This window comes from Deinococcus radiopugnans ATCC 19172 (assembly GCF_006335125.1).
GTDB lineage: Bacteria > Deinococcota > Deinococci > Deinococcales > Deinococcaceae > Deinococcus > Deinococcus radiopugnans.
In genome coordinates this window covers 118,291-130,939 of record NZ_VDMO01000001.1, presented here as the reverse complement: position 1 = coordinate 130,939, position 12,649 = coordinate 118,291, and the positions used below count along the sequence as shown (strand labels likewise).

General features: G+C 67.6%; 12 protein-coding genes. All 12 read right to left on the bottom strand.

The window, feature by feature from the left end:
- Positions 1-21: 21 nt before the first annotated feature.
- Positions 22-1,047 carry an alpha/beta fold hydrolase gene (locus FHR04_RS00555; RefSeq protein WP_139399872.1) on the bottom strand — a complete coding sequence of 342 codons (1,026 nt, stop codon included), beginning with the start codon at positions 1,045-1,047 and terminating at the stop codon, positions 22-24.
- Positions 1,048-1,166: 119 nt separating this feature from the next.
- Positions 1,167-2,237 (bottom strand): ABC transporter substrate-binding protein, encoded by a 1,071-nt coding sequence (locus FHR04_RS00550; RefSeq protein ID WP_139399870.1) that lies wholly within the window; start codon positions 2,235-2,237, stop codon positions 1,167-1,169.
- A 72-nt stretch (positions 2,238-2,309) separates the two neighbouring features.
- Positions 2,310-3,296 (bottom strand): ABC transporter permease, encoded by a 987-nt coding sequence (locus tag FHR04_RS00545; protein WP_249038902.1) that lies wholly within the window; start codon positions 3,294-3,296, stop codon positions 2,310-2,312.
- Positions 3,272-4,111: an ABC transporter permease gene (locus FHR04_RS00540; protein ID WP_139399868.1), complete on the bottom strand. Its 840-nt coding sequence runs from the start codon at positions 4,109-4,111 to the stop codon at positions 3,272-3,274. Before FHR04_RS00540 ends, FHR04_RS00545 begins: the two co-directional genes overlap by 25 nt.
- A 37-nt stretch (positions 4,112-4,148) precedes the next feature.
- The gene (locus FHR04_RS00535) at positions 4,149-4,988 is read right to left on the bottom strand and encodes an ABC transporter ATP-binding protein (protein WP_249038901.1); all 840 of its coding nucleotides are present in this window, start codon (positions 4,986-4,988) and stop codon (positions 4,149-4,151) included.
- The gene (hydA, locus tag FHR04_RS00530) at positions 4,985-6,385 is read right to left on the bottom strand and encodes a dihydropyrimidinase (protein ID WP_139399865.1); all 1,401 of its coding nucleotides are present in this window, start codon (positions 6,383-6,385) and stop codon (positions 4,985-4,987) included. The genes FHR04_RS00535 and hydA overlap by 4 nt, the downstream gene beginning before the upstream one ends.
- 68 nt (positions 6,386-6,453) lie before the next feature.
- Positions 6,454-7,833 (bottom strand): NAD-dependent dihydropyrimidine dehydrogenase subunit PreA, encoded by a 1,380-nt coding sequence (gene preA / locus FHR04_RS00525; RefSeq protein ID WP_139399863.1) that lies wholly within the window; start codon positions 7,831-7,833, stop codon positions 6,454-6,456.
- Positions 7,826-9,220 (bottom strand): NAD(P)-dependent oxidoreductase, encoded by a 1,395-nt coding sequence (locus FHR04_RS00520; RefSeq protein ID WP_249038900.1) that lies wholly within the window; start codon positions 9,218-9,220, stop codon positions 7,826-7,828. Before FHR04_RS00520 ends, preA begins: the two co-directional genes overlap by 8 nt.
- A gap of 330 nt (positions 9,221-9,550) precedes the next feature.
- A complete protein-coding gene (locus FHR04_RS00515; RefSeq protein WP_139399861.1) occupies positions 9,551-10,348 on the bottom strand; it encodes a sulfite exporter TauE/SafE family protein in 798 nt (265 codons plus the stop codon).
- Entirely contained in the window at positions 10,345-10,662 is a 318-nt protein-coding gene (locus FHR04_RS00510) for a rhodanese-like domain-containing protein (RefSeq protein WP_139399859.1), read from the bottom strand. Before FHR04_RS00510 ends, FHR04_RS00515 begins: the two co-directional genes overlap by 4 nt.
- Positions 10,663-10,767: 105 nt before the next feature.
- Positions 10,768-11,115: a rhodanese-like domain-containing protein gene (locus tag FHR04_RS00505; protein WP_139399857.1), complete on the bottom strand. Its 348-nt coding sequence runs from the start codon at positions 11,113-11,115 to the stop codon at positions 10,768-10,770.
- A 39-nt stretch (positions 11,116-11,154) separates the two neighbouring features.
- A complete protein-coding gene (locus FHR04_RS00500) occupies positions 11,155-12,540 on the bottom strand; it encodes an MBL fold metallo-hydrolase (protein ID WP_139399855.1) in 1,386 nt (461 codons plus the stop codon).
- Positions 12,541-12,649 lie beyond the last annotated feature (109 nt).

Sequence of the window (12,649 nt, the reverse complement as noted above, 5' to 3'; positions counted from 1 at the left end):
CAGCTTAGCGAAAAAGCCGGGTCAGGGCGACTCTGTGGCCAGTGCGCCGCGCACCGCCCCCTTCAAAAAGGCCAGTTCCTGCGGCAGTCCGGCGGGACTGCCGGCCCGGTGGCCCCACACTGAGGGGATGGGGTTCAGTTCACCGTGTTTCAGGTGCGCCCGTTCGGCGGCGTTGTCGGCCACCCGGAAATACAGGTCCGTTTCACCCGGCAGCAGCAGCACCCGCGCCTGAATTGCGCCCAGCGCCGCCGCGAGGTCGCCGCCGTACAGGGCGTTGGCGCTGATGTCCCCGTGGAACCACGTCAGCGCCTGCGCGTACAGATTGGCGGCGTCGCGGGCCGCAAAACTCGCCTCCCAGTCGGTCTGCAGGTACGTCTCCAGATCGGGGGCGCCCAGGACGGTGCGAAACAGGTCCTGACGGTAGAAGTCCTGACTCAGGCCCCAGCCCGCGTAGATGTGGCCGAAGGCCCGTAGCGTGCCGTGCGGTACGGCGCTGAACTGGCCGTTCCCGATGTACTCCGGCGCGGCCTCCAGCGTTCGCAGCAGCCCCGACAGGAACACCCGGTTGTGCGGGGCGGTGCGGGCGCTGCCGCACACCACAAAGGCACGCTGCACCCGCTCCGGAAACAGCGCGGCCCAGTGGTAGGCCTGCATGGCCCCCATCGAGAAGCCGTAGGCGGCGGCCAGATGTGTAACCCCGAACACCTCGCGCAGCAGCCGCTCCTGCGCCAGCACGTTGTCGCGCAGGGTCACCACCGCCGGGTAGTCCGGGGTGTTCGCAGCGCCCGACGACAGCCCGTTGGAGAACATGTCCGGAATGACGATGAAATACCGCTCTGGATCAAGGATGCTGTCCGGGCCGATGGCCCAGCTCTGGCCGTCGTGCGTGGCCGTGTAGCTCGTCGGGTACACGATCACGTTGTCGCGGGCCGCGTTCAGCGTGCCGTGCGTCTGCCACGCCAGCCGGGCGCTGCGGATCACGCCGCCGCGTTCGGCTGGCCAGTCGCCCAGCTCGAACACCCCCTCCTGGACCGGCCAGGGGGTCATGCCCGTCCCCCGGACTGACCGGGGCAGGAACGCTCAGCGAGACAGAGTGTGGGGCGCGGCAGAGTCGCAGACATGCCCCCAGCCTACGCCCCACCGTTGGAAGTTGGTTGGCCCGGTCCTTACTTCGCCTTCTTGCCCGTCGCCTTCTCCCACACGCTGTAGGTCACGGCCCCGGCGCTGGGGGCCGATTTCAGGATGCCCAGATCCATCAGTTGCTTGACGTTGGCGTCGTACGTGACCCGGTCAAGCAGTCCGGCGTTGCCCTTGAGGGTCTGCCCGGCCCGGTACAGTTTGGCGACCTCGGCCATCTGCCAGGTCTGGTGCCCGGCGGCGCTGGAGCGCGTGCCCGAGCCCTTGCAGGTGTTGCCGCAGTTGACCAGCACGATCTGCACGGCTTCCTTCTGGTTGGCCACGGCGTAATTCCAGCCCTTGAGGGTGGCGCGCACCAGCCGGGCCGCCACCTCCTGCCCGCTCAGGCCGCTGTTCTTGAAATTCTTGCTGTCCAGCGTCTTCTGGGTGGTGAACATCAGGTCTTCCAGCAGGTTGACGCCGAAATCGCTGACGTTGAAGACCTTCAGCTTGTCCAGCGGGTAGCCCAGCCCCACGATCTGATCGATCTCGTTGTAGGTCATGGCCGAGACCAGGTCCACCTTGTCGGGGAAGACCAGGCTGGGATCGAAAGGGTACGTCACGGCCTGCACGCTGGGGTTGGCCACCGTGCTGTCCAGGCTGGTGGTCATGCCGTATTTTTTCAGCAGCGCCACCGCCGGATACTCGTTGCCGCTGGGCCACACGCCGACGCGCTTGCCGGCAAACTGCTTGGGGTCGGTCAGTCCGCTGGATTTCAGCGCCACCAGGGTGTAGCCGCTCTTCTGGAACAGCTGCGCGATGTGCACCACGGGCAGGCCCTGCTGGCGGGCGGTCAGCAAGTCGGTGATCCAGGTGGTGCCGAAGTCCGCAGCTCCAGTGGCGACGGTCTGAATCGGCGACTGGTCCCCGATGGGCAGCAGCGTCACGTCCAGCCCCTCGGCCTTGTAAAAGCCCTTGGCCTGGGCCACGAAAAAGCCCGCGAACTGCGCCTGCGGAAACCACTTGAGCTGCATCCTCACCGGCACATTGGCCGCGCTGGCACTGCTCAGGGCCGAGACAACGAGGACGGCGGTCAGGGCGGACAGGATGCTTTTGTTCATGTGTTCCTCCGGGCGCGCGGTGGCGCAGTGGTGGGAAAAGTCGGATTAAGACAGGTGGAGGAATCTGATCTTTCAGCCCGGTTGTCGACGGCTGGCGTGCCAGCTTGTAAACCTCATTTCCAGCCACGAGATCACCCCGTAGAACGCAATGCCCAGCACCGAGGCGATCACGATGGCCGCCCACACGATGTCCAGATTGAAGCGCCCAGCCTCGATCTGAATCCGGAAGCCCAGGCCCTGCCCGGTGGTGCCGAAGAATTCGCCGACAATCGCGCCGATCAGGGCCAGCGTCGCCCCGATTTTCAGGGCGTTGAACAGAAACGGCAGGGCGCTCGGCACCCTCACCAGCCGGAACGAGGCGGCGGGGGTGACTGCGTAGGTCTGCATCAGGTCCAGTAGCAGTGGACTGGCACTCTGAAGGCCGCGCACCACGTTCACCACCACCGGAAAGAACACCGTGATGGCGACGATGATCGCCTTGCTCGGCCACTCCAGCCCGAAGGCCTTGACGATGACCGGGGCCAGCGCCACGATGGGAATGCTGGCGAACAGGCCGGCGTAGGGCAGCGCGCCGCGTTCCAGGAAGGGGAAGCGGACGGCAGCCAGCGCCACCACGATGCCGGCCCCCACCCCGGCGAGGTAGCCCAGCAGCGCCTCCTGCACGAAGGTCACGCGGGCGTCGCCCAGCAGCACGCTGCGGGAGGTGTACAGCGCCGTCGCCACCCGCGTGGGCGTGGGAATCAGGCCCGGCGGGACGCCGTAAGCGCGCAGCAGGCCCTCCACCGCGAGGAGCGTGAGCAGGGCGGCCAGCAGCGCCGGCACCAGACCGGTCATCCGGCGGGCCAGCGCGGCCAGGCCAGATATTCCCCCCGCCAGCCCCAGCACGATCAAGGCGAGGCTGGTGGCCTTGCGTCCGGGCGGCACACCGTCCAGCGGAAAGCTCCAGACGTTCCAGACGGCGGCCAGCAGCAACGCCGCACCCAGCGCGAGCGCCAGCCACCCCCGCCCCGGCAGCCGGCCCGTCCGGCCCCGGCCTAGCGCGACTGTCCGGCTCGCCACGGCGTCACCAGCCTCTCGATCAGGCCCAGCACGGCCACCAGCGCGATGCCCAGCCCGGCGCCGTACAGCATGATCACCCACAGCGCCAGCGTGTCACTGGCCCGCGAATTCTCGGCCAGCATCTTGCCCAGCCCCGAAAAACTGATGGTGCTGATTTCCGCCACAATCGAGCCGATCAGCGCGGCGGTGGCGGCCACTTTCAGCGACGTGAACAGAAAAGGCAGGCTGGCGGGCAGCCGCAGGGTCCAGAAGGTCTGCCAGCCCGAGGCGCGGTAGGTGGTCAGCAGGTCTTCCTGCATGGGATCGGGGCTGCGTAATCCTGCCGCCACGCCCACCGCCACCGGAAAAAACGCGATGTAGGCGGCGATCAGCGCCTTGGGCAGCCAGCCCTGCACGCCGTACTGCCCCAGCACCACCGCCAGCATGGGGGCCAGGGCAATCACCGGCACGGTCTGCGAGGCGATCAGCCACGGCAGGGTCAGGCGTTCGAAGGCGCGGCTGCCCACCAGCGCGACGGCCAGCAGGACGCCCAGCACGGAGGCGATCAGCAGGCCCACGACGGTTTCCCTCGCCGTGACCAGCGTGTTGTACGGCACGCTGGTGGGGGCCAGCGGCGGCACGCTCATGGCCTGCAGGCTGCGGCCCAGTTGCGCCGGGGCCGGCAGCACCGGGTTTCTGAGCTGGGTGGCGCAGGCCAGGGCCGTGGCGCAGCCCAGTTCCGCGCCGCTGTTCAGGCTGCGCTGCGCCGCGCCGACGTTGGCCCACAGCATCAGCGGCCAGTACAGCAGCAGCGCGGCGGCGGCCACGACCAGCATGGGGCCGAGGCTTCCAGCCATGACGGGACGGCGAGCTTTAACCATCGGCGTCGAACCCATGCCCCCGGCGCAGCAGCTCGCGCACCCGCGTCGCCAGCTCAAAGAAGCGCGGACTCTCGCGGGTTTCGACGTTTCGGGGGTACGGCAGGTCAATGTCCACCACGCCCTCGATCTTGCCGGGCCGCGAGGTCATCACCACGACGCGGGTGCTGAGGAAGACGGCCTCGCTGATGCCGTGCGTCACGAACACCACCGTCTTGCCCGTTTCCTGCCACAGCCGCAGCAACTCGCCGTTCAGGTGTTCGCGCGTGATCTCGTCCAGCGCGCCGAACGGCTCGTCCATCAGCAGCAGGCCCGGATCGAAGGCCAGGGCGCGGGCGATGCTCACGCGCTGCTGCATGCCCCCCGACAGCTGCCAGGGGTAACGGCCCGCGAAGCCTTCGAGCCCCACCAGCCTCAACATCTCGTGGGCGCGGGCCTGTCGGGCGGCCTTCGACATCTTTTGCTGAGACCCGGCCATCACGTCCAGCGGCAGCAGCACGTTGTTCAGCACGGTGCGCCATTCCAGCAGGGCGGGGGCCTGAAACACGTAGCCGTAGGCGCGTTCCTGCCGCGCCTGCGCGGGCGACCGGCCGCCGATCAGCAGTTCGCCGCCCGTGGGCGTGATCAGGTCCGCCATCAGCCGCAGCAGCGTGGTCTTGCCGCAGCCGCTGGGGCCGATCAGGCTGATGAACTCGCCCTGCCCGATGTCCAGATTGGCGTCCTGCAGGGCCACGGTGTCGCCCTGCGCCCCCCGGAAGACCATGTTGAGGTCCTTGAGGTGAACGGCCGGCTGCCCCGTTCCCCGCAGCGTCGGCACGGGCGCGGCGGCCGTCAACCCGGAACCTTTTGCCGCGGTGCCGGGCGCGGTGAGCGCCGCAGCAACTGCCCACGCCCCGGTTCGCCCACAAACTGGCCGTCGCGCACGGCGACCTGCCCGCGCACCGTGACCACGCGGGGCCGCCCGTCGATCTCGAAGCCCTCGAAGCCGCTGTAGTCGTTGTTGACGTGTGACGTGGCCGCGCTGATGGTGCCCCGGTACTGCGGATCGTAGATCACCAGATCGGCGTCTGAGCCCACCTCGATCGCGCCCTTCTTCGGGTACAGCCCGAAAATCTGCGCCGCGCGGGTGCTGGCGGCGTCCACGAAACGGTTCAGGCTCAGGCCGCCCCGACTGACGCCGTAGGTGTACAGCAGGTTCACGCGGTCTTCGATGGCGGGAATACCGTTGGGAATCAGGGTAAAATTATTGTCCCCCATGTGCTTTTGCGCCACGTCGAAGGGGCAGTGATCGGTGGCCACCGTATCGATCTCGCCGTCCTTGAGCGCCTGCCACAGCGCCGCCTGGTTTAATTTGTCGCGCAGCGGCGGACTCATCACGTATTTCGCGCCCTCCACGCCGGGGCGCTCGGCAAACGTCTTGTCCAGCAGGAAATGGGGGATCACGGACTCGATATGGATGTTCACGCCGCGTTTACGGGCGTCCAGCGCGGCTTTCAGGGCTTTGGCGTTCGAGAGGTGAACCACGTAGCCCTCCGCCCCGGTCATCTCCAGAAAGGTGGCGAAATGGGCGGTGCCGTCGGCCTCCACCTGTTCGGGGCGGCTGGGTTCGTGCCACCCGGACCCCGTCTTGCCTTCCGCCAGCAGCTTGGCCTGAAGTTGCGACACCAGCTCGGCGTTCTCGCAGTGGGCGGTGACCACCACGCCCAGTTCTTTCGCCAGCGTCAGCGTGTTGAACAGGGCGCTGTCCTCGATGCCGAACGCACCCTTGTAGGCCAGAAACACCTTGAACGAGGTCATGCCGTCCGCCACCAGTTCACGTAGGGTTTGCTCGGTCTCTCCGTCCCAGCGCGTCACGCCGATGTGGAAGGTGTAGTCGCAGGCGCTGCTGTTCTTGGCCATCCCCGTCCAGGTGTTCCAGCCGTCGCGCAGTTCATCGCTGCCGGCGGGGGCCAGCATCTCGATGAAGGTGGTGGTGCCGCCGATCAGCGCGGCCTGGGACGCGGTGGCGTGGGTGTCCTTGGCAAACGTGCCCATGAACGGCAGGTGGACGTGCACGTGCGGATCGATAAAGCCGGGAAAAACGTAGTGCCCCGCCGCGTCGATGGTCTCGATGCCCTCCGGCGCAATCAGGTTCTCCCCGATCATGGCAATGGTCTCGCCCTCGATCAGAATGTCTGCCGCGTACTGCTGTTGTGCCGTGACGATCTGGCCGTTCTTGATGAGCAGGGTCATAGTTGCGTCCTCACAGGCGGCGGTCAGGGGGTCTGGCCTCACTCAACGCCTTGTCAAATCGGTTCTTGTCAATGGATTTCGATGCCCTGCTCCGCGCGGTAGGCCATCATGGCGTCCCAGCTGGAGGCGATCTCGGGTCGCTGGGCCGTCAGGGCGTCCCAGCTGACGCTCTGCTGGGTGCCCGGCACGCTGACCATCGTGATGCAGCCGTCCACCGGGCAGACGTTGGCGCACAGCGCGCAGCCCACGCAGTCCGGCTCGCGCACGACGGGCGTCGGGCGGGTGTCGGCCACCGCCTTGCCGTTGACCCGCACGTCGTAGCCGGGATCAACCCTCACCCCGTTTCCGGCCACCAGATCGATGCACTGGTGCGCCGTGTCGTTGCAGGCCACGTAGCACAGGTTGCACTGGATGCACTTGTCCGGGTCAATCCGCGCCACCGCCTGATAGCCCAGGTCCAGCTCGCCAAAGGTGCTGACCTGCGGCAGCGCCCGGCCCGAAACGTCGGCAATGGTGGCAAAGCCCTTGTCGTCCATCCAGTTGGACAGGCCGTCGATCATGTCCTCCACGATGCGGTAGCCGTAGTGCATGGCAGCGGTGCACACCTGCACGGCCCCCGCGCCCAGCAGCAGGAACTCGGCGGCGTCCTTCCATGTGACGATCCCGCCCATCCCACACACCGGGACGCCGCTTCTCAGCACCTGAGGGTCGGTCAGCAGTTCGGTGAGCATGTTCAGGGCAATCGGCTTGACCGCCGGCCCCGCGTAACCGCCGTGGGTGCCGCGCCCGCCGATGTTGGGCGTGATCTGCAGGGTGTCGAGATCCACGCTCATTACCGAATTGATGGTGTTGATCAGGCTCAGCGCGTTGGCCCCGCCCGCGATGGCGGCGTGGGCCGGTTCGGTGATGCGCGTGACGTTGGGCGTCAGCTTGACGATCACCGGCAGCCTCGTCACCGACGTGACCCAGTGCGTGTTCAGCTCGCACATCTCCGGCACCTGACCCACCGCCGCGCCCATGCCGCGCTCGCTCATGCCCTGGGGACAGCCGTAATTCAGTTCGATGCCGTCCGCCCCGGTGTCCTCGATCATCATCACGATCTCGCGCCACGCTTCGGGGCTGGCGTCCACCATCGCCGAGACGATCACGGCCCGGTCCGGCCACAGCCGCTTGATCTCGGCGATCTCGCGCAGGTTCACGTCCAGCGGGCGGTCGCTGATCAGCTCGACGTTGTTGATGGCCAGCAGCCGCTGCCCGGCGATGCTCAGGCCCGCGTAGCGGTTGCTGATGTTCAGCACCGGCGCGCCAATGGTCTTCCACACGGCTCCGCCCCAGCCGTGCTCGAAAGCGCGGTGAATCTGCGCCCCGCTGTTGGTGGGCGGTGCGGAGGCCAGCCAGAAGGGGTTGGGCGCGCGGATGCCGGCAAAATTGACCGAGAGATCAGCCATGGGCGGCCTCCTGGGGGTGGGATTCGGCGTGTTGCAAGAGCTGCCCGTGAATGGCGGCGGCGGCGTACTTGCCGTCCTGCACCGCCATCACCGTGCTGGCGGTGCCGCGCACCCTGACGCAGTCGCCCCCGGCGTACACGCGCGGCAGGCTGGTCTGCATCTTGGGGTTGACGACGATATAGCCGCCAGAAACATCCAGCCCCAGTTCGTGGGCCAGCGCGGGTTTCTCCTGGCCGATGGCCTTGATCACGGCGTCGCCGGGCACCACAAATTCACTGCCGGGCAGGGGTCTGGGCGTGGGCCGCCCCCCGGTGTCCGGGACGCCCAGCACCATTTTTACGCACTCCACGCCCTTCACTTTTCCGTCTTCTGAGACCACCCGCACCGGCTGGGTCAGGAAACGGTACCCAATGCCCTCCGAGAGCGCGAACTCGTACTCGTGGCGGTAGGCGGTCATCTCCGCTTCGGTGCGGCGGTACAGCATGGTCACGTCCGCGCCGCGCCGCCGGGCAATCGTGGCGGCGTCGATGGCGGTGTTGCCCGCCCCGATCACCACGACATTTGCCGAGTGAGGCAGCCGTTCAGGATGCAATTTGCTGTCCTCGATGTACTGCAGGCCGTCGATCAGGTGTTCCTCGCCGGGAATGCCCATGGCCGGCACCGCGCCCAGGCCCAGGCCCAGGAACACGGCGTCGTACTCCGACAGCAGCGTGTCCAGCCCAGCCTTGCCGGTCAGTTCGTGCCCGGTTTCCACCGTCACGCCCAGCGCCCGCACGGCCTCCACCTCGCGCAGCGAGACCTCGACCGGCTCGCGCAGGACGATGATGCCGTAGGTGCTCAGGCCGCCGCCCAGCTCGCGTTTTTCCAGCAGCGTGACGGCGTGGCCCAGTTTGGCCAGCTCGGCGCTGACGCTCAGGCCCGCCGGGCCGCTGCCGACCACGGCGACGCGGCGGCCGGTGGGCGGCCCAGGCTGGAACAGCGGCACGCCGCGCTGCTGAACGTGATCCACGGCGTGGCGTTGCAGCCGCCCGATGGCGATGGGCTTGTCCTCGGCGTTTAGCACGCAGGCGCCCTCGCACAGTTCCTCGACGGGGCAGACGCGGGCGCAGGTGCCGCCCAGGAAGTTGGCCTCCAGAATGGTGCGGGCGCTGCCGCGCAGATTGTCGGTGGCGATCTTGCGAATAAAGGTGGGAATGTCGATGTGGGTGGGGCAGGCCTGAATGCACGGCGCGTCGTAGCAGTACAGGCAGCGATGCGCCTCCACCGTGGCCTCGTGGGCGCTCAGCGGAGGGTGGGTGGGGGCGAAGCGGGGGTCATACCGGTCGTGGGTGTCGGGCGAATGGTTCCGTTCGGATAGGGCGTCGTCTCCCAGCGCATGGTCTGTCAAGGCGTCCTCCGGTCCTGCGTGCGTCCTGAAGTGAAGACATGGAAACCGGCCACCGCCCGGGCCGCGTCGAGGCCACTGGGCAGCGGTCCAGACCCTCACCGGAGACGATTAACCGCGTGGGCGTATGGTAGGGCGAAAATGAAGGAAAAGTCAATGCTGCCCGAATAAAGTTGTCATCTGGCGGTGCTTCGGCGCTGGCGCCGCACCGGACTGCGGGCGGCCCTCGGGCCTTTCCGAGTCGCCCCACCAGAGCTGGGGGTGGTGTGCCCCGCCCCACACGTTCAATGCCCCTTCACCTTCACGGTAAGGGGAAGAACTCCTGGACTGCCGTTAGGGCGGCTGCGTCACCTGCGCCTGTGTGACGGGGTGCATGACCCTGGGAAGATTGCTGCCCAGCACAAACACCCCCATGACCACCAGAAAGCCCGCGAAGCTGCGCCGGAGCCGGACATTCGAGACCCGGCCGCCGAGGCGTGCGCCCACGAGACTGCCCGCGACGCCGATGGCCGCGAAGGTCAGGATCAAGGGCCAGTTCAGGTGGTCCGGGGTGCCGCGCAGCAGCTGGGCGTGCCGGTAGAAGCCCGTGAAGCTGTTCAGCGTGATGATCGCCAGACTGGTGCCCACCGCCATGCCCATGGGCAGGCCGCCCAGCAAGACCAGCGCGGGAAGAATCAGAAAGCCGCCGCCCACGCCCACCAGCCCGGTCAGCATGCCCACGCCCAGACCGTCCAGGGCGGTCAGCAGCGCCGGGCGGCGCCCGCTGGCGGCCGCCGCGCGGGCCGGTGGGCGAAACATCATGACGGCGGCCAGCAGCATCACCACGGCGAAGATCGTGAGCTGCACGCTGCCCGGCAGCCCGCGGCTCAGGGCGGCGCCGATGGCTGTTCCCAGCACGCCGGGCAGCCCGAACATCACCACCCGGCGCCACTCCACCTGTCCCTTCAGGGTGAAGCGCAGCGCTCCGAACACGCTGATCGCGCCCACGATGGCCAGGCTTTCGGCGATGGCGAGTTTGTCCGGTTCGCCCACCAGATAGACCAGCACCGGCACGGTCAGGATGCTGCCGCCCGAGCCCAGCAGGCCCAGCGCCAGTCCGATCAGCGCCGCGCCGATCAGGGGCAGCGTCAAGGGTGGGGGCCCTGCGTGACCTCGCGGCCCTCACTGATCCAGCCCATGGTGCCGCCGTTCAGGTTCATGACGTCCTGTTTGCCCTGCGCGGCCAGATGCCTGGCGGCCTGCGCGCTACGGCCTCCGCTCAGACACACGATGATGGCGGGGGTCTGAATCTCGTTCTCGCGGCCGGCCAGTTGCGAGAGCGGCAGGCTGATGGCTCCGGGGATGTGGCCCTGCACGTACTCGTCTGTTTCACGCACGTCGTACAGGTAAGCGCCCTCGCGGACGCGGGTGGCCACCTCGGCGGTAAAAATATCCTGATAGCTCACGGGTGGTTCTCCTTTTGCGGTGGGCCGCTCAGGCCGCTGGACGACCTGACTGCTCTGGAGACGGATGGACTTGGGCGTTTCGGAGCTGAATGTGCCGCAGAGGCACTACTTCGATTTGGTCGGCAGGCCCGCACCCTGCCAGGCGGCGATGCCGCCGCGCAGGTTGCGGGCGTCCAGTCCGGCAGCGCTCAGCAGGCGGGTAGCCAGAGCGCTGCGCCTGCCGCTGGCACACTGGCAGATGATGGTCTTCTGCCGGGGCAACTGGGCCAGCTTCGTCTGCAGTTCGTCCAGCGGGATGTGGGTGCTGCCGGGAATAAAGGCGGCCCTGCGCTCGGCGGCGCTGCGGACATCCAGAATGACCGCGCCAGATGTTGCCAGCGCCTGGGCGTCCTGCGGCGAGAGGGAGGCGGGGCCGGATGCGCCCCCCAGCCATTTTTTGAGGAATCCGAACATGGGTCAGCCTTTTGGAACAGGAGAGGGAGGCGGTGAGGGTCAGGCGGGTGGCGAGTCGGTCCGGGCCTTTGCCCAAGCCTCGTAGCCGCCCTCCAGCTCGGTGACGTTGAAGCCCTCGGCGCGCAGCAGGCTCGCGGCAGCGGCGCTGCGGGCCCCGCTCTGGCAGTGCACCACGATGTCCTGATCGCGGGGCAGCTCACCCAGCTTCCACGGCAGGCGGCCCGCGTGCAGCTGCACGCTGCCGGGAATCGCGCCGTCTTGATGTTCGGTCTTGTTGCGAACGTCCAGAATCAGCGCGCCCTGGTGCCTGGGCCACTCCGAGGCCGGGAAGGGCCGAGCGTCCTGGGTCTGGAGGCCGGCCACTTCCTCGACGAAGCCCACCACGTGGTCCACGCCCACCATCCACAGGCGGCGGCGGATGGCCTCGGCCCGCCCAGCCGGAGCGATCAGCACGTAGTCGCGCTGCGGCTCCAGCAGCCAGCCGGCCCAGGTTTCCAGCGTGTTGCCGTCGGGCAGGTGGATGCTGTGTTGCGGCGCGGCGGCGTGATGCTCCCCCCGGACGCGGGTGTCGATCAGGCGTGTGCCGGTCTGCAGGCGGGCCAGAACGTCGGCCGGCCTCAGCTTGTGCAGCGCTGGCACCTCGCCCAGCAACGCGGGGCCGGCCTTGTTCTGCGTTTTCATGCGGCCGTAATACAGCGGAGCGTCGGGCTGGCCGCCCAGCAGCTCATCGGTAAAGCCCTGCTCGTCACCGCGCTGAACGTAGCCCGCCCACCACGCCAGCGCCCGCTCGTAGCCGACGGTCGTGCTGGGCACCGCGCCCAGGGCCTTGCCGCAGGCACTGCCCGAGCCGTGGGCGGGCCAGACCTGCACAAAGTCCGGCAGCGTCAGAAACTGATTCTTCAGGCTGGCAAACATCTGCCGCGCGCCTTCAAAACGGGTGTCCACGCCGCCCGCCGCCTCGTCCAGCAGGTCGGGGCGGCCAATGTCACCCACAAACACGAAGTCGCCGGTAAAGATCATGATGGGCTGATCGCCACGCGGGGTGTCCGTGACCAGCAAGGAGATGCTCTCGGGGGTATGGCCGGGGGTATGCCTCACCTCGATTTGCAGGTGGCCCACCATGAAGGTGCTGCCGCCATAGACCTTGATGCCCCCAAATCCGTACTTCCAGTCGATATTTCCCTCGTCCGACAGATACAGCGCTGCGCCCGTGGCGTGGGCCAGCTCGCGGCTGCCGCTCAGGTAGTCGGCGTGGATATGGGTCTCGGTGACGTGGGTGATTCGCAGCTTCTGAGCCTCAGCCTCGTTCAGGTACAGGGCAATGTCGCGCACGGGATCAATGACCAGGCATTCGCCGGTTTTCTGGCAGCCCAGCATGTACGAAGCCTGGGCCAGATCGGTGTCATAAAAACGTTTGAAATACATCTTCAACCTCCTGGGCAGGGGTGGGGCAGAGCGCCAACGTCTTGACCTTAAACCCCCGGGGGGTATACTGTCAACAAAGTGACCGGAAAGGTCAACTCGTGCGATTGCT

What these genes read in the sequence shown, in the direction of transcription:
- FHR04_RS00555 (WP_139399872.1), bottom strand. Translation starts at nt 1,047, where the DNA reads ATGACCCCCTGGCCGGTCCAGGAGGGGGTGTTCGAGCTGGGCGACTGG.
- FHR04_RS00550 (WP_139399870.1), bottom strand. Translation starts at nt 2,237, where the DNA reads ATGAACAAAAGCATCCTGTCCGCCCTGACCGCCGTCCTCGTTGTCTCG.
- FHR04_RS00540 (WP_139399868.1), bottom strand. Translation starts at nt 4,111, where the DNA reads ATGCTGGTCGTGGCCGCCGCCGCGCTGCTGCTGTACTGGCCGCTGATG.
- hydA (WP_139399865.1), bottom strand. Translation starts at nt 6,385, where the DNA reads ATGACCCTGCTCATCAAGAACGGCCAGATCGTCACGGCACAACAGCAG.
- preA (WP_139399863.1), bottom strand. Translation starts at nt 7,833, where the DNA reads ATGGCTGATCTCTCGGTCAATTTTGCCGGCATCCGCGCGCCCAACCCC.
- FHR04_RS00505 (WP_139399857.1), bottom strand. Translation starts at nt 11,115, where the DNA reads ATGTTCGGATTCCTCAAAAAATGGCTGGGGGGCGCATCCGGCCCCGCC.
- FHR04_RS00500 (WP_139399855.1), bottom strand. Translation starts at nt 12,540, where the DNA reads ATGTATTTCAAACGTTTTTATGACACCGATCTGGCCCAGGCTTCGTAC.